The organism is Clostridium sp. TJA085, assembly GCF_058310235.1.
In genome coordinates, this window is record NZ_JBZEEZ010000004.1 from 12,279 (window position 1) to 29,618 (window position 17,340).

At 25.5% G+C, this 17,340-nt stretch carries 18 protein-coding genes; 2 read left to right on the forward strand and 16 right to left on the reverse strand.

The window, feature by feature from the left end; all coding sequences use genetic code 11:
• Positions 1-84: 84 nt before the first annotated feature.
• The 8 genes from AC4FQW_RS10550 to AC4FQW_RS10585 form a co-directional block, all read right to left on the reverse strand.
• Positions 85-1,503, reverse strand: coding sequence for an aminotransferase class I/II-fold pyridoxal phosphate-dependent enzyme (locus AC4FQW_RS10550; protein WP_303129175.1), 1,419 nt, complete (start codon positions 1,501-1,503; stop codon positions 85-87).
• Between the two features lie 51 nt (positions 1,504-1,554).
• Positions 1,555-2,766: a M16 family metallopeptidase gene (locus AC4FQW_RS10555; RefSeq protein WP_491149136.1), complete on the reverse strand. Its 1,212-nt coding sequence runs from the start codon at positions 2,764-2,766 to the stop codon at positions 1,555-1,557.
• Between the two features lie 39 nt (positions 2,767-2,805).
• A complete protein-coding gene (scfB, locus tag AC4FQW_RS10560) occupies positions 2,806-4,158 on the reverse strand; it encodes a thioether cross-link-forming SCIFF peptide maturase (RefSeq protein ID WP_303129172.1) in 1,353 nt (450 codons plus the stop codon).
• A 78-nt stretch (positions 4,159-4,236) separates the two neighbouring features.
• On the reverse strand, positions 4,237-4,374 hold the full coding sequence (scfA, locus tag AC4FQW_RS10565) for a six-cysteine ranthipeptide SCIFF (protein WP_035279055.1): 138 nt from the start codon (positions 4,372-4,374) through the stop codon (positions 4,237-4,239).
• Between the two features lie 96 nt (positions 4,375-4,470).
• Positions 4,471-5,502, reverse strand: a complete 1,032-nt coding sequence (fni, locus tag AC4FQW_RS10570; protein WP_303129165.1) for a type 2 isopentenyl-diphosphate Delta-isomerase — start codon at positions 5,500-5,502, stop codon at positions 4,471-4,473.
• On the reverse strand, positions 5,490-5,774 hold the full coding sequence (locus AC4FQW_RS10575) for a hypothetical protein (RefSeq protein ID WP_303129163.1): 285 nt from the start codon (positions 5,772-5,774) through the stop codon (positions 5,490-5,492). Before AC4FQW_RS10575 ends, fni begins: the two co-directional genes overlap by 13 nt.
• A gap of 159 nt (positions 5,775-5,933) precedes the next feature.
• Positions 5,934-7,262 (reverse strand): FAD-dependent oxidoreductase, encoded by a 1,329-nt coding sequence (locus AC4FQW_RS10580; RefSeq protein ID WP_303129160.1) that lies wholly within the window; start codon positions 7,260-7,262, stop codon positions 5,934-5,936.
• Between the two features lie 203 nt (positions 7,263-7,465).
• Positions 7,466-7,966: a DedA family protein gene (locus AC4FQW_RS10585; protein ID WP_303129158.1), complete on the reverse strand. Its 501-nt coding sequence runs from the start codon at positions 7,964-7,966 to the stop codon at positions 7,466-7,468.
• A 237-nt stretch (positions 7,967-8,203) separates the two neighbouring features.
• Between AC4FQW_RS10585 and AC4FQW_RS10590 the strand changes: the two genes are divergently transcribed.
• Positions 8,204-9,553 (forward strand): tetratricopeptide repeat protein, encoded by a 1,350-nt coding sequence (locus tag AC4FQW_RS10590; protein WP_303129156.1) that lies wholly within the window; start codon positions 8,204-8,206, stop codon positions 9,551-9,553.
• A gap of 57 nt (positions 9,554-9,610) precedes the next feature.
• Here the strand turns inward: AC4FQW_RS10590 and AC4FQW_RS10595 are convergent, their stop codons facing one another.
• Complete coding sequence (locus AC4FQW_RS10595; RefSeq protein WP_303129154.1) at positions 9,611-10,624, reverse strand: polysaccharide deacetylase family protein; 1,014 nt, start codon at positions 10,622-10,624, stop codon at positions 9,611-9,613.
• A 324-nt stretch (positions 10,625-10,948) separates the two neighbouring features.
• Between AC4FQW_RS10595 and fba the strand changes: the two genes are divergently transcribed.
• Positions 10,949-11,812: a class II fructose-1,6-bisphosphate aldolase gene (gene fba, locus AC4FQW_RS10600; protein ID WP_303129153.1), complete on the forward strand. Its 864-nt coding sequence runs from the start codon at positions 10,949-10,951 to the stop codon at positions 11,810-11,812.
• A 47-nt stretch (positions 11,813-11,859) separates the two neighbouring features.
• Here the strand turns inward: fba and AC4FQW_RS10605 are convergent, their stop codons facing one another.
• The 7 genes from AC4FQW_RS10605 to AC4FQW_RS10635 all read right to left on the reverse strand — a co-directional run bounded on the left by AC4FQW_RS10605 (position 11,860) and on the right by AC4FQW_RS10635 (position 17,315).
• On the reverse strand, positions 11,860-12,426 hold the full coding sequence (locus AC4FQW_RS10605) for a flavodoxin domain-containing protein (protein WP_303129151.1): 567 nt from the start codon (positions 12,424-12,426) through the stop codon (positions 11,860-11,862).
• Between the two features lie 129 nt (positions 12,427-12,555).
• Complete coding sequence (locus AC4FQW_RS10610) at positions 12,556-12,882, reverse strand: hypothetical protein (RefSeq protein WP_303129150.1); 327 nt, start codon at positions 12,880-12,882, stop codon at positions 12,556-12,558.
• Between the two features lie 103 nt (positions 12,883-12,985).
• Positions 12,986-13,414 carry a UDP-N-acetylglucosamine pyrophosphorylase gene (locus AC4FQW_RS10615; RefSeq protein WP_303129148.1) on the reverse strand — a complete coding sequence of 143 codons (429 nt, stop codon included), beginning with the start codon at positions 13,412-13,414 and terminating at the stop codon, positions 12,986-12,988.
• 85 nt (positions 13,415-13,499) lie between these two features.
• A complete protein-coding gene (locus tag AC4FQW_RS10620; RefSeq protein ID WP_491148981.1) occupies positions 13,500-14,432 on the reverse strand; it encodes a nucleoside hydrolase in 933 nt (310 codons plus the stop codon).
• Positions 14,433-14,580: 148 nt separating this feature from the next.
• Positions 14,581-15,021 carry a type II 3-dehydroquinate dehydratase gene (aroQ, locus tag AC4FQW_RS10625; RefSeq protein WP_491148983.1) on the reverse strand — a complete coding sequence of 147 codons (441 nt, stop codon included), beginning with the start codon at positions 15,019-15,021 and terminating at the stop codon, positions 14,581-14,583.
• A gap of 25 nt (positions 15,022-15,046) precedes the next feature.
• Complete coding sequence (locus tag AC4FQW_RS10630) at positions 15,047-16,204, reverse strand: AI-2E family transporter (RefSeq protein WP_303129143.1); 1,158 nt, start codon at positions 16,202-16,204, stop codon at positions 15,047-15,049.
• A gap of 142 nt (positions 16,205-16,346) precedes the next feature.
• On the reverse strand, positions 16,347-17,315 hold the full coding sequence (locus AC4FQW_RS10635; RefSeq protein WP_303129142.1) for a polyprenyl synthetase family protein: 969 nt from the start codon (positions 17,313-17,315) through the stop codon (positions 16,347-16,349).
• Positions 17,316-17,340: the final 25 nt, after the last annotated feature.

The following is a 17,340-nucleotide window of genomic DNA, read 5'->3' on the forward strand; positions in this document are numbered from 1 at the left end:
TCTTTAGTATAATTAAAACTCTTTAGTAATAATATATGAATGTATTTAACTATTGTTACTTTCTTTGTATAATTTTATATTATATTAATACATATTGTCTTTTATAATTTTAACTTTTCCATCTAAAGTACCTATAACATCTTTATTATTTTCTAAATAATTTTTTACAATATTTATTGCATCTTCTGTTATTAATTCTCCTTGGCATACTAAAGGAATACCTGGTGGATATGGCACTATTGCTTCTTTAGCTATTTTTCCTATTGAATCTTCTAATCTTATAAGTTCATAATCCTTTTTAAACACTTCAAAAGGCTCAAACACCTTTTTTGTATTTATATTAAAACTTTCAATATTACCATAATATTTTATGGCTTCAAAATTTATTTTTAAAAGTGCCTCATAAATTTTCTGAAAATCTTTGTCCTTATTAAATGGTGATAATATTAAAACAACACCTCTTAAAAATCCCATTTCACATTGAATCTTTTCTTTTCTAAGAAGCTCATGAAGTTTATATCCACTATACCCTTCTTCTAATATAAGTACATATCTACTTTTATCAATTTCATAACCATTATTTAAATCTGAATTAGATAGTAACTTTACTTTATCAATACAATTAATTTTTGCTTTCCAAAACTCTGCTAAATCTATTAATTCATCATATTTCTTCTGTCCATATTCGTCTAAATAATATCTTGCATAATCTAAAGATGCCATTAAAAGATATGATGGTGATGTACTTAAAAATGCATTTTTATAAAATAAAACATCTGAATTTTTATCATTTACAATTAAATATCCACTTTGAGTTAATGACGGTAATGTTTTATGAGCACTTAGCACTACATAATCAGCTAATGAAGTTAAACTTTTAGGTAATCTTTCACTTGCAATAAAGTGAGCCCCATGTGCAGCATCTATTATTACTTTTAATCCTTTGCTTTTTAAGTCTTTAATTATATTTTCCATATCATAACTTATTCCAAAATAATTAGGATTTGTAAGAATTATTCCTTTTGCTTTTTTACATTTATTAAAAGCTTCATAAATTCTATTTTCATCTGGAGGTAAGAAAATTCCATTTATATTATCTATTACTGGTTCTATATATGTAACTTTTAATTTTCTAAGTATTAATCCATTATAAATAGACTTATGACAATTTCTTTCTACTAAAACTTCATCTCCTTCATTAAAGGCACTAAAAATAGAAATTAAATTTCCAGAAGAACTTCCATTTACAAGAAAGAATGCATTTTTAGCATTGTATGTTTTAGCTAAAAGCTCTTCACTTTCTTTAATAACACCTTCTGGATAATGTAAATTATCTAAAGGATCATTTTCTGTAATATCTAAAAAACCTAAATTATTTACAAATTCTTCTCCTAGCTTATCTCCTAAAAATCCAATACCACACTTATTTCCTGGCATGGAAAGTATAAGATTTTTTTCTTTATGATAATCTAATAAAGCTTTTAATAAAGGTATTTTTTTCATATATTTTCCTCCTTTATTATAAAAAAGTTGCCTTAATTTAAGGCAACTTTTTTATTTTAAAACCTGAATAAACTTTTTATCAAATACTTTTGTTATAGTTTTTACTATAAAATTTAAATCTATATCATCTAAGTTTTCTGTTTCATCAATATATATATTATAATCATTAAACATAGTATTAAATGTAGCAAGTTCTTTTGCTAGCACTATACTCTGTTCTTCTCTAAATAATCTTTTAAGCTTAAAGCTCTTTTTAAATTTATCTAAATCTTTATCTGTTAATCTTTCATTTAATTTTAATGAATCATTAACACATTTATCTATAATTTCTATAGCTTTTTTATAATTTTCTTTTGATGTACTTAAAGTTATTTTATAGAACTTAATTCCTTCTTCATAGCAAACTCTAGTTAATACATCATATACTAAATTATATTTTGTTCTTAATGTATCAAAAAGTTTAGAGTTTACTCCATCTCCAAAGTATTCATTAAATATTTTGAGAGCCTTAATTTCTTTATTATTTAAATTATCTATAGGATAATTAATTTGAATCTTACTTGTTTTAATATTTTGTTTTGCTTCCTCAAAATATTTTTCTTCATTTTTTTCATAAACAATTTTATTAAGTTCTTCTTCTTTTTTATTCCAACTTCCAAAGTACTTTTCTAAAATATGAATAACTTTATCAAATTCTATATTAGTAATAATAGATATACTTATATTACTTGGGAAATATACTTTATTATAAAATTCCTTTATATCATCTACCTTTAAGTTTTCTAAACTTTCAAAAGTTCCTATTATGGGATATTTAATTCTTCTATTATTGAAAGAATTTATAAATAACTTATCTTCTAAATATTGTTCTATCTCTTCATCCCATTCTTTAAGTTCTTCTATTATTATCTTCTTCTCATCATTAAAACCATTTTTATCAAATACAGGATTAATTATAATGTCTGAAAACAAATCTATTCCCTTTGATAAATCTTCACTTAATAAGGTTCCATAATATATTACATAAGGATAATTAGTCATAGCATTTTGAAAACCAAAAATTTCACTTAATTCTATATTTATTTGTTCTTCAGTTCTATTTTTTGTTCCTTTATAAACCATATGTTCTGTGGCATGGGCTACCCCATACTTTTCTCCATCCATTAATGCTCCACCTTTTAATGAAACACATAAAGATGTAAGATTTGAACTATGATTTTTATATATTAATTTAATGCCATTTTTTAAAGTATATTCCTTAATCACTTAAATATCTCTCCTTTAAGTACACTTTTTAATATATTATTCCGCTTTTAAAGCTATTGCACATTCAATTCTCTTCTTTTGCATTTTACAACCAATTTCATAAGGAACATTTATATCGCCATTGAAATTAACATTATTTGCTTGACATCCTCCACTACAATAGAATCTTGCCCAACATTCTCTACATTTTGGCTTATTGTATATGTGTGCCTTTTTAAATTTCTTTCCAAGCTCTGAATTATATGAATCATCATATATTGTTCCAAGTTTGTATTCTTCTTTACCAACAAATTGGTGACATGGATAAACTTCTCCTTGTGGAGTTATTGCTACATATTCAAAACCTGCTCCACATCCTGAAATTCTCTTGTAAACACAAGGTCCACCATTTAAATCCACATTAAAATGATAGAATCTAAATTCGTCTCCTTCTTTCTTTCTTCTAACCATTTCATCATATAACTTATCATAGTTTTCAAATATTGTATCTAAATCTTCTTCTCTAAGTGATAATGGATGTTCATCAGGTAATACAACTGGTTCTATTGAAATTTCTCTAAAACCTTCATTTGCCATAGCCATAACATCTTCATAAAAATCAGTATTAGCTCTTGTAAATGTTCCTCTTACATAGAACATTTTATTCTTATTTCTCTTTTCCACCATTTTTTTAATGTTTGGAAGTATATCATCATATGAACCTGAACCATCAACCTTTATTCTTACATTGTCATTAACTTCTTTTCTACCATCTAATGAAAGAATTATGTTTCCCATTTCCTTATCCATAAAATCCATCATTTCTTCATTTAAAAGAGTAGCATTAGTTGTCATTGTAAATCTTATATTTTTATTCCACTTAGCTTCATTTTCTCTTGCATAAGCTATTATTTCTTTAATTGTGTCCATTATAAGTGTTGGCTCACCACCAAATAAGTCAATTTCTATATTTTTTCTTGGGCCACTTCTTTTAACAACATAATCAATTGCCTTCTTTGCAGTTTCAATGTCCATAACCCCTTTATGTCCATTGTATTCTCCTTCATCTGCAAAACAATACTTACATCTTAAATTACATCCATGTATTATATTTAAGCATACAGCTTTTATATAATCTCTATCATCCATTGAACTATGAGCTATATCTTCATACATATCTTTAGTATAAAGCATGTCCTCATCTACTAATTCCTTTATCTCATCATAAGCTTCGCTAATAGCTTCAACAGGATATTTATCTTTTAATTCATTTATAATTATATCTTTATCTCTTAATGCATTATCATCAACTATATCATAAACTAAATCATCAACTATATGAACTGCTCCAGTATTTACATCTAAGACAAAACTATTGTCTCCTTGCTTAAATTTATGTATTAATGCCATTTTTAAAAATTCCTCCTCATATATCTTGCACATTAATAATTAAGCAGCAACTTAAATCTTTAAGTTACTGCTCATTTATTAGTTTTCGCACTCTAAGTTTGCAACTGTGCATGAAGTCTTACATGCTGATTGGCATGAGTTTGCACATTCTTTGCATCCAGGCTTCTTTAAACTATTTTTGATGTTTGTTTTGTTGATTGTCTTTATATGTTTCATATCCTTACTCCTCCATCATTAAAGAATAACATACAAATTATATCACAATACAAACATTTCTTCCACAGTAATTATTAATGTTATTATTAGTTTTGTTTAATTATTAATAAAATGATTAACCATCTCTTGATTCTTATAATAATATTTTATATTTTTTAAATCATCAACTTCATTGCACCCTAAACATCCCATAAATATTCTACTATCATTTTCTATCTTTCTAATATAATCACTAACCTTAGAAATTCCACCTTCTAAATATACTTTTAATATTGCTCCTGAAATACCTACTATATTTGCACCAAGTATTAATGATTTTATTAAATGTATTGAATTACTAATTCCACCTGATGATATTATGTTTAAATCATCACTTACAGCTCTACAAAACAATATAGATTGTGGAGTTGGTATTTCAAGTTGCATTAGCTCTTTACATATATCACTATTATTTCTTAAAGCTTCAATTTTTATAAAGCTTGTACCACCTTTTCCTCCAACATCTATATATTTAACTCCAATATTTTTTAGCTTTTTACAAGCATCAAAACTTATTCCACTGCCTACTTCCTTAACTATAACAGGTACATCTATATTTGTTATTATATTTTCTATATTATTTAGCATACCTTTAAAATTTCTATCACCTTCAGTCATAACAAGTTCTTGAGAAACATTTAAATGTAATTGAATAGCATTAGCCTCTAATGAAGAAACTGCCCTTTTTACATTTTCAAGAGAACTCATAGCACTTAAATTAGAAATAATGATGCCATCTTTATTATTCTTTCTTGCAATTTTAAAGCTATTTTCAAAAGATTTATCTTTAAGCATTATAGATTGTGATCCAACAGCCATTGGTATATTAAATTCATTTGCTATAATACTTAAATCTCTATTTATATTAAAACTTAAGTCAGCCCCACCAGTCATAGCATTTATTATTAAAGGCATATTAATAATATTTCCTAAAAATTTTGTTTTAAGAGATATTTCATCATAATTAATTTCTGGTATAGAATTATTTAATATTATTACATCCTTAAAATAATCATCATTAGAATAGGATTCTTTTGCATACTTTATATGCTCTTCTTTTCTTAATTTTACATTTTCTAAATCTTGCATTTATTCTCCTTAATATAAAATCCTTTTACGTAAATATCTTTATCATACAGTATTATAATATCATTACAAGCTTTTTCTGAATACTCATCAAAAATAAACTTAATATTATCTATAACAACCATTTTATCATTTTCTCTTTTAAAATCCATAAATAAATCATAATAAGAAGAACCACAAGCTAAACTTGCTTTTATTCTAACGTAATCATCAATACTATTTTTAATTAATTGTTTTAATGCTATTTTTGCCTTTTCATCAATTTTTATATTCAAATTAATCACTCCTAAATTAATATAAATTTAGGATTAACATAAAATATAAATTTTACTCTTAAAATTTTAAAACAAAATAAAAGACCTACGGCATAAAATGCTATAGGTCTTATATCAAATCCTCAAATTATACTATACTAAGATATTTTAACCTTTTTATTAAAGTACATTAAGTGCTACTTGATTTAATAAACTCCATGGTTTATTAAAGTGTGGTTGGAAGAAAAAGTCTGTCATAGCAAGTTCTTCTACTGTCATTTTATTTTGAATAACGACTGATAAAGTATTCATAAATTGTGTTAAATCAACTTTTGACATTATTTGTCCACCTAATATTCTTCTTGTATTTTTGTCAAATACAATCTTAACCATAGCTTTTTCATAAGTTGGCATAAATTCTGGTCTATAATTATCTTCAATTGTTGAAGTTTCACATTCTATTCCTGCAAGTTTAGCTCCTTCTTCAGTTAATCCTGTTGAAGCTATACATTGTTCATATATTTTTATACCTGATGTACCTTGTGTTCCCATATATTTTATAGTTGGTTTTTTAATATTTCTAGCTACTAAAGTACCCATTCTTACTGCATTTGTTGCAAGTGGAATATATCTATCTTCTCCTGTTGGATTATATTTAACAACACAACAATCCCCAGCAGCAAATACATTTTCATCACTTGTTCTCATATATTCATCAATTATTATTGCACCATTTGGTAAAGTTTTAAGCTTATCTTTAATAAGAGTTGTATTTGGTCTAAATCCAATACATAATACAACTAAATCTCCATCATATTCACCTTTATCAGTTACAACCTTAGATACTTTTCCGCCTTCTCCTTTAAAGCAACTAACTTTTTCACCTAAAACTAATTTTACTCCATGATCTTTAAATTCCTTTTCAGCAACATCAGTAAATTCCTTATCTAAATATTTTGCCATTATTCTCTCTTCTGCATCAACTAATGTTACATTTTTGCCTAACATTTGGAATGCCTCTGCAAGCTCTACTCCAATATATCCTGCTCCAATTATAACAACATTCTTAGCTTTTTTGCCTTTTTCTGTTATAACCTTTGCTTGGTTATAATTCTTACAAAGAACTATATTTTCTAGATCTCCACCTTCAAATTTTGGTACTATTGGCCATGATCCTATAGTTAAAACTAATTTATCATAACTATCTTCAAATTCTTCTTCAGTTAATAAATTTTTAACCTTAACTTTTTTATTGTCAAAATCTATATCTAAAACATCATGTTGCATGTTTGTTTTTACGCCTAATTTTGCTAAACCTTCTGGAGAATTGTAGAACATATCATTTAAATCTTTAACTACATCTCCAACATGAAGTGCTATACCACATGATAAAAATGATACATTATCATTTCTTTCATATACTGTAACTTCACATTCTGGATATAATCCTTTTAAATTTACTACTGCAGCAGTTCCTGCATGAGTACAACCTACAACTATAACTTTCATTATAAGTACCTCCTGATATTTTATATTAATTAATAAGTATTATTCAATAATCTTTATAGTTAAATGATACTTCTTTAGATAAGATTTGTAAATAGTTTTTTTGTTAAATTTTATCAGATACTATTAACAAAAAAAAGAATTACACTATACAATTATTAAAATATGTGTAATTCTCCTTATATCTTATCCAAATTTTAAAATAATTATTTAAAAATAACATCACTAAATATATAACCAAAACTTATAAATGCTGTATTCCAAATAATTATCCCAATAGTTGAAAATATTGAAAATCCTAAAAAATTTATTTTAAAAACTCCTGCAGGTATTGATACTAAAGTTCTAGCTACCGGAATTAACTTACTAATAAGTACACCATAATTTCCTCTCCTTTTTACTTCTTCTGATATTTTATAAATATATTGTTTTTGATTCGGAAATTTTTTTATATACTTCTCTAATAATACTGTACCCCCATATCTACCTATTGCATATAAACATATACTACCAAGTAATCCAGCCAATACCGAAACAACTATTGCTGTAAAAAAATTAATATGTCCTTTATCAATTAAAACTCCTGCAGCTGGCATTATAATCCCTGCTGGTAATCCTGGTAAATTTAAATATTCTAAAAAAACTATAATAAACAGAAATAATAATCCATATTGAGAAAAATACTCAAAAATTACTTCTAAATTCATCTAAACTCACCTCAAAAATTTTAATAGTTATAAAATATATTAACAAATTATCTATATTTTTACTATTTATTTTTGTTTTATTTATTTAAAATCTATACTAAAGACTTTATTTTTATAAGAAATACATGATTTTTAAATATATTTTTATATTTTTTTATTAAAAGAAATATTTTCGAAATAAATTTCTTGACATTATGTATTAAAATAATATATGGAAGCATTTTATAAGGAGGAACTATGGGTAATTTTGATAAAAGGCTTAAAAAAGCCAAAGATTTATATGATAATAAAAATTATAAAGAAGTCTTAAAAATATGCGATAAAATACTTGAAAAAGAATACAATAATGAACAAGCTCTTGAACTTGAAGGAGAGGCTCTTTTAAAACTTGGTAGAATAGAAGAAGCTGTACTTAATTGGCAAATAAATGCAGAATATAATAATAACCCTACTGCTAAGATGCGCCTTCAAGATGTAGATGATGAAACTAAACAAAGAGCTTTAAATTTAACTTTAAATTTAAGTAATTTAAGTAAGTTTATTAATTCTGAAGCAAAAAAAATAGAAAAACAAAAAAAAGAAGCTAAAAAGATAGAACATAAAAAAGAAGAAGCTAAAGATAATAAAAATCCAAAAATTTTAGAACAAAAAGAACCTTTAGCAAAAAATACTATTATAAATAACGAACCTAAAGAAAAAGATTTAGAAAATAAAAATAATAAAAAACAATTTGAAACTAATATAGAAAATAAACAAGTAGTAAATGACAAGGAAGATAATAAAAAAGATTTAAGAAAAGATGAGTCTAATTCTAAAAAAATAGAAAAAGATTCTAATAGAGAAAATTCTAAAACTAAAGATTTAAATGCTTCTACTAAAGAAGAAACAGCAGATAAAAATAAAACAAAAAATGATAAACCTTCAAATAAAGGTAAAAAGTCTGCAATAATAGCTGTTTGTGCTCTTATTGTTGTAATAAGTAGTTACGTTGGAATCAAACACTTTAAAGCACCAGCTAATAATGAAACTAAACAAGAGCAAACTGAAGAAAAAGCAAAAATGTCAGCTGAGGAGCTTAATAGTAAACTTTCAGATGCAATATCAAAAAATGATTATAATGAAATTTATACTTTACTAGAAGAAAATCCACAAAATACTATTACTGATGCTACTAAAGAAAATTATGATAAGGCTCTTGAACTTATGAAAACTAAAGGAATAGAAAAATTCTATAACGAGGGACTAGAGCAATACAAATTTAAAACTTATGATAAAGCGTTAGATAGTTTTACCAAGGCTTATAAATACTGCAATGGTAGTTATTTAGAACCTCATATTTTATATTTTCTTGGATCTACATATAATTCAATTGATAAAAAAGATGATGGAGCTAAATATTTCCAAGAATATTTAGATAAATATCCTCATTCAGACTTATATACAGCTGAAATATTATATAATTTATCACTTTATTATCATAACAAAGGTGATAACAAGAAAGCTAAAGAATATGCTCAACACATTGAAAATTCATATCCAAGCTCACCTTACTATAATGATGTAACTAAAGATATTTTATATAAATAATAAAAAAGATTAACAGTTAGAAAATTTTATCTTTCTGTTAATCTTTTTATTTTAATATTATTTATTTATATTTTCATTTTCTTTACTATTTTTATTATCATTATTTTTATCAGTATTATCTTTTGATTCAAAATAACTCATAGGTGCATTTTTTATTACTTTGAACTTATATCCAGCATCTTTATAAATTTTTATTACCTCTGGTAAAGCATCAACTGTAGTCTTCTTTGCTGCTGCATCATGCATTAATAAAACAATATGTTTTAAACTTCCTTTTGTAGACTTTCTTGCACCATTTATTAAAGTACTTACAGGAAGGTTATTTCCTGTAGCATCTCCAGTTTCAGCATTCCAATCTATTGATATTATACCTTCTTTTTTGAAATCCTCATTTAAAGCCTTTAAGTGTGAATCACGATAATATTTTCTTGACATATATCCACCTGGCATTCTTATTACTCTAGTACTAAAATCTTTTCCTAGAATTTCTTTCATCATTTCATTATTTTCATTTAACTCTTTCATAAATACTGGAACACTAACACTATTTCCTGGATATAATTTATGATAATTATGGCTTACTGTATGATTTGCTATTGCATTTCCGTCTAATAATTCTTCTTTTAAAAGTTGTTTATTTTCTTCACTTTCTTTTAATTGATTACCCATTATAAAGAAAGTAGCATGTACATCATTTTCTTTTAATATTTTTAATATTTTACTTGTATTTTCACTAGGACCATCATCAAATGTTAAAAATACTTCTTTTTCATCATTCACTTTATTTCTAGTTTCTATCATATCATAAACATCATTTGCTGGAACTGCATATTTATCTGCTGCATAAATAATATTTTGTCCTGGTATTACATCAGTTGGCTCTGGTTTTTTAACTTCTTCTTGTTTAGCTTGTACTTTTTTATTATTTTCCAAATCAGCTTCACTTTTATGATGGGCAAAAGCATAAGTTCCTGCTCCTAAAATAACAATTAAAGCTGCCACTCCTATTGTAATAATTCTTCTTCTCTTAAATGCTTTGTTTTTTCTTTTACTTCTGTTTGAATAATTCATTTTTATTTATCCACCTGTTTCTATATAAATATTTAATTTAAGTAAATTTAATGTAAAATCAATTACTATTTTATACTTTAATTCTTCATTAAAGATTACTATTTGGAAACAAAATCATTAATTCATATAAGTTTAACACTTCGTATACACCTTTGTAATTTTTGAATATATTGTTACTTATTCATACTTTATGTAATAATTTTATCGATTTTGCTATTTTCATAATTATAATTTTGAGTTATACTAATGAATAGAGAGAAATTTTTGTAATAGCAATTACTTCTCAAAATAAACAATTAAATTAAAATATTGGAGGTTTTGCACATGTTAGTTTCAGCAAAAGAAATGCTAAATAAAGCAAGAGAAGGTAAATACGCAGTTGGTCAATTCAACATCAACAACTTAGAATGGACTAAAGCTATATTATTAACTGCAGAAGAAAACAGATCACCTGTAATCCTAGGAGTATCAGAAGGTGCTGCAAAATATATGTGTGGTTACAAAACAGTAGTAGGAATGGTTAATGGAATGTTAGAAGAATTAAACATATCAGTTCCAGTTGCATTACACTTAGACCATGGTAGCTACGAAGGAGCTCACAAAGCTATTGAAGCTGGATTCTCATCAATAATGTTTGATGGATCACACTATCCATTAGCAGAAAACATAGAAAAAACTTCAGAGTTAGTTAAATTAACTAGAGGAAAAGGTTTATCATTAGAAGCTGAAGTTGGTTCAATTGGTGGAGAAGAAGACGGAGTTGTTGGAGCTGGAGAAATTGCAGATCCTCAAGAATGTAAACAAATAGCTGATTTAGGAGTTACAATGTTAGCTGCTGGAATCGGAAACATCCACGGAAAATATCCAGCAAACTGGAAAGGACTTGATTTTGATGCTTTAGCTGCTATAGAAAAAGCTACTGCTCCAATGCCATTAGTTCTTCACGGTGGTACAGGAATTCCTGATGAAATGATTAAAAAAGCTATATCACTTGGCGTTTCAAAAATCAACGTAAATACAGAATGTCAATTAGCTTTCCAAGAAGCTACTAGAAAATACATTGAAGAAGGAAAAGACCTAGAAGGAAAAGGATTCGATCCAAGAAAACTTCTTGCACCAGGATTTGAAGCAATCAAAGACATGGTTAAATCAAAAATGGAAATGTTCGGTTCAATAAACAGAGCATAATCTATATTTAAATAAAAAAGTCATCTTTATTAAAGATGACTTTTTTATTAACATTTTACTTTAATTTTTGTTTTTATTGTTTTTTTATTTATATAATCTAATATTTTATCTAAACTTTTTTTATTAGTCCAATCATGTGATTTTTCATAACAACTCAATAAAAATCTTTCTTCTTCAGTTAAAGCCCTATTTTTATTTACCAATCTATTTCTAAGTAATTTCATAGCTGTTTTATCGAAAAATTTTAACTTTTCAAAATCAAATCCACCTCTTAAATAAAATAAGGTTACATTATTTTTAAGAGCATCTTTTAAATTAAAATCTTTTATTTTATTAATTTCATTTTCGTTTCCTAATGAAAAGCCAACAGCCACTAAAATTATCTCTTTATTTATCAATTCATCAAACTTTTTTACTAAACTATCAAATCCATTTACAGAGTTTGAATATACACCACCGACATAAATTATACTATCATATTTTTTTAAATCTTTTAAAGAAACTTTGTCTTTTTCAAACATATCACACTTTAATTCATCTTTAATCCAACTAGCATACTTCTTTGAACTTCCATACTTAGATTTATATAATATAACTACATTTTCAAATGCCATAAAACCCCTCCCATATACCCTCTATAAATATTATATTTTAAAAAAACATTTTTTTCCACATATTTAATTTGTACTTAAATAAAAAAATAGCCTTAAAAACATAATATGTTTCCAAAGCTATTTTTTCCTTTAAATTAATTCAAGTATTTCTAACCCATTTTTAAAATGTGCGTATGAGGCTTCACACTCCACTATCTTATTAACTTCTACTTCTTTTTCCTGCCATCCTCTTAATGCATCAAATGTAAGCATTGTTTTTTTATACAATTCAAAAGGCTTGTGTATACAATTATTTAATTCATTTTTTCCAATATGCAAGATAACATGAATATCTTTTATAATATTTATATTTAATCCCATTAAATATTCAATAAGCTTGTCCTTTTTTCCTTCATTGTGATACTTATCAAGTTCGTTTGATGCTCTTTGTAATTCTACATAATTATCTTTTAACATATAATCACCTCATGAAAATTTGAATAACTATTTTATTATATCACTATAATTTTAAAAATAAATAGAAAAGAGCTAAACTTTTTAGTTTAGCTCTTTGAAAAATCTAACAATTAATCAAATCCTCTACATTTTTTGCACTAGTATTAATTTTAAATATTATATCATTATCAATTCTAAGTTTACATTCCTCATTATTTACTTTTATTTGATTAAGACTTAAACTTCCACCAGGAGATAATTCTTTATATCTTGTTGATGAAATATCTATATTAAATTTTTTATCTTTTGCTCCTGTAATTTTAATAATAGTTCCATCAGTTGATTTACTTTTAACCTTTATGTGTATAATATTATTTCCTTTACTAGCACATCCTGATAATCCATCTACTGGAATCTTAGTAATAGATGCTTTTCCATGCATAGTAAGCCATCCACCACTTAATTCTATTTTAGTCATTAATTCTAAATCATAATTTTCATCTAACTTTTTTAGTATATTTCCTAAATCATTTATATTTAAATTATATTTCATATTCAAACCCTCTTTTCTTAAGTAATCACTATTTCTAATTAATAGTATATATTGTTGAAAAAATTTTATCAATATACACTAAAATTTATTCATCAATTAATTTTGATAACAAATATTTTTTTATAGAAGCTCCATCAACATTTACAATTACAGTTTCTGTTGATTTATTAATTTTTTTTATATTACTCAAAATAACTTGCCCTTCTTTTTCGCCTTTATTAGTTATTACTTCTAAATTAGTATCTATAGATTTTTTTACTAAATTAGGATGAGTAAAAACTGCTATAACCAATGGGTCTGCAAATCCAACACCTTTTTTCCCTTTAAGTTTGCAAACTGTACAAATTTCTTTACATATATCAAGAACAAATTTTACAGTATTTGAATCTAATTTTTTTAAAGCATTAATTTCATCATAAGTTATAATTCCATCGCCTATCGCTACATCCCATCCTAATATTACTTGTGGAACATCTATTTCCATAACTATCTTTAATGCATCGGGATCAGCATAAGCATTAAATTCTGCAAATTCAGTAATATTTCCTCCACCCTCTATTCCATTTCCAACCATTAATGTTATCGACTTTAATTTTCTCATAATTTCAGGTGCAAGTAAATATGCATAAGCAATATTTGTAAGTGGTCCAAGAGTTACTAGCTCAATCTCATAGGGATTTTCCTGTATAATTCTCAAAATAGCTTTTACTGCATGCTCTCTCTCTGCCTTTAATTTATTTGGATGAAAGTTTGTATTACCTAATCCATCTTTTCCATGAATATCTTTTGCTTCTACCTGCTCCTTAATTAATGGTTTACTAAGTCCCTTATAAACTGGTGGTGCATAAGTTTTAGCTTTTTCTATTGCAATTAATGCATTTTCTGTAGCTCTTTCTACATCTACATTTCCAGCTACAGTTGTTATAGCAAGCACTTTTATACTTTTTTCTCTAAGAGCTGTAATTATAGCAACAGCATCATCTGAAGCTGTATCTGTATCAATAATTATTTTTCTCATAATATCACCTAAAAATTACTTTTTATTTCATTATATTTTGCTTATATACTTTTGTTTCTGTAAATATTTTAAATATATACTCTTCAAAATAAAATATAAAAATAAGCTTAAAAATTGAAAGTACAATTCTTAAGCTTATAAAACAAAATTATTTCTTAATGTAATTTTCTAAAGCATCCATAGCAAGAATATATCCATATTCACCGAAGCCAGATATTTGCCCTATACATGCTGGTGCTGTTTTTGATTCTCTTCTAAATTCTTCTCTTGAATGTATATTAGAAAGATGAACCTCAACTGTCGGAACTTGATATATAGATTTTATAGCATCATGTATAGCATAACTATAATGTGTATATGCACCTGGATTTATTATTACCCCATCATAATTTTCAAAATATGCCTTTTGAAGAAAATCAATTATTTCTCCTTCTGAATTACTTTGATATAATACTAATTCATGATTTTTCTTTATAGCTTCTTTTTCTATAAATTCACAAATATCTTTAAAAGTTTTTATACCATATATATCTTTTTCTCTTACACCTATCATATTTAAATTAGGTCCATTAATTATCATAAATTTCATATATAAAAATCCTCCACAAAAACTGCTACATATAATCTTTAGTGTCTGTCTTTAGACCTTTTTTATCAAGTCTAGCTTCAACAATTTCTTTAATTATAGAATATAATACTGCAAAAAGTGGAACTCCTATTACCATTCCTACAAATCCTAAAAACTTCCCTGCTACTAATATTGAAAATAAAATCCAAAATGCAGATATTCCAATTGAATCACCAAGTATTTTAGGACCAATAATATTGCCATCTAGTTGTTGAATTATAAATATTATAACAATAAGCCAAAAAGCTTTTGTTGGTGAAACAAATAATACTATTATAACTGATGGTATAGCCCCTATAAATGGTCCAAAAAAAGGAATTATGTTAGTTATTCCTATTATTACTGACAATAGAAGTGTATATGGCATTTTTACTATAGTTAATATTATGAATGTTAAAATGGCAATTATAAATGAATCCAAAATTTTTCCACTTAAAAACTTTCCAAATGTTTCATTGCTTCTATGTGTTAATTCAATAGTCTTTTCGGCTGCCTTTTTATTAAATATTGCATAAGTTATTTTTTTTGCTAATGCAAAAAACTTTTCTTTTTCTATTAATAAATAAATAGATACTATAATACCTAAAACTATATTCCATATGCTTGATAAAACAGTAGTTAATCCCGCACCAAGCATTGGTAATAAATTAGTAGATGCTTTTATTACATAATCTAATATATTATTAAATTTTTCATTTATTATAGTTAAATAATGCTCTTGAAGGTCAAGACTTGCGATAGTTTGATTTATAAATTTACTAGTATTATCAATATAACTTGGTATATCATTTACTAATCCAACTATGCTATCAATAAGTTGTGGAAGTACAAATTGAATAAACAATCCTATTACTATAAACGCAGTCATATATGTAAATAATAATCCAATACCTCTTTTTGATTTAAGCTTTTTAAATACACCTTTTTTTAATATTTTATTTTCATAAAATCTTAGAACAAAATCTAAAAGATAAGCCATTGCAAATCCCCATATAAATGGTTTAAATATATTAACTACACCACTTATTTTATCTAATAAATGTCCAAGTTGAGACATAGCTAAATAAAATACTATTACTGCACATACAGAAATAACAGCATAAACTGATATAGTTGTATATTTTCTATTCCAATCTACTTTCATTGTATTACCTCTTTTTCCATTTAGTATCATTTTTTATTATAACATAAATTTAATTAAGTAATTCTAAAATAATTCTTATAATTATATTTCTAAAAATAAAGTAGTCTATATTAAGTAATTTTAACTTAATATAGACCTCCATTTAATAGCTTCTTTTAAGTAACTTTTCAGTTACTTCTTTTAATATATATTTATACTCATTTTCTGGCAATTTATCTATATTTTTAAATGCCTTATTTGAATACTTTTCAGCAAGAATTATAGATTCACTTATACCATCATTTTCCTTGACTAAATTTATTATTTTATTAACTTCCTCATTAGAATAAAATTCCTTATCTAATAAATTTTCAAATACTTCTTTATTATTTTTTAATGCTAATAATAATGGTAAAGTATATATTCCATCCTTTAAATCATTTCCTGATTTTTTTCCTATTTCCTCATCTGTACCTATGTAATCTAATATATCATCAATTATTTGAAATGCCATCCCTATATTATGTCCTATCTCCCAAAACAGTCTACAAATCTTTTTATCACATGAACTTTCAGCTGCACCTATATAAAAACTAAGCGAAAAAAGTTCTGCTGTTTTTCCTGATATTCTCTTTAAATAATCTTTTATTGATACATTTCTATTAAATCTTGAATTTAACTGCTCAACCTCTCCCAAACAAATTCTAGACATAACTTTAGCATCAACATCAATTCCCCTTTCTATTGATGATGTTGTCCCAAGTATCCTAAAACATAAACAAAATAAATAATCACCTATATATACAGCATAATTTTTACCATATTTAGATTGAACAGTTTCCTTTCCCCTTCTAAGAGGTGCATCATCTATTACATCATCATGAACTAATGTTGCCATATGAAACATCTCTACAACAGAAGCAAGTGCCCTTACTCTTTCCTCATTATAATCTCCAAATTTTGAAGCAATAATCAAAAAGGCAGGCCTTAACATTTTACCACCTGAATTTAATAAATCTAATATACTCTTTTCTATAACTTTGTCCTTACATTTTGCATTTAAACTTATTTGTTTTTTTACTTCTTCTATTTCTTTATTTATAATAGGATAATCAGTCCAAAAATTCCCCATTTTTCTCCCTCGTTTTCTATATAAA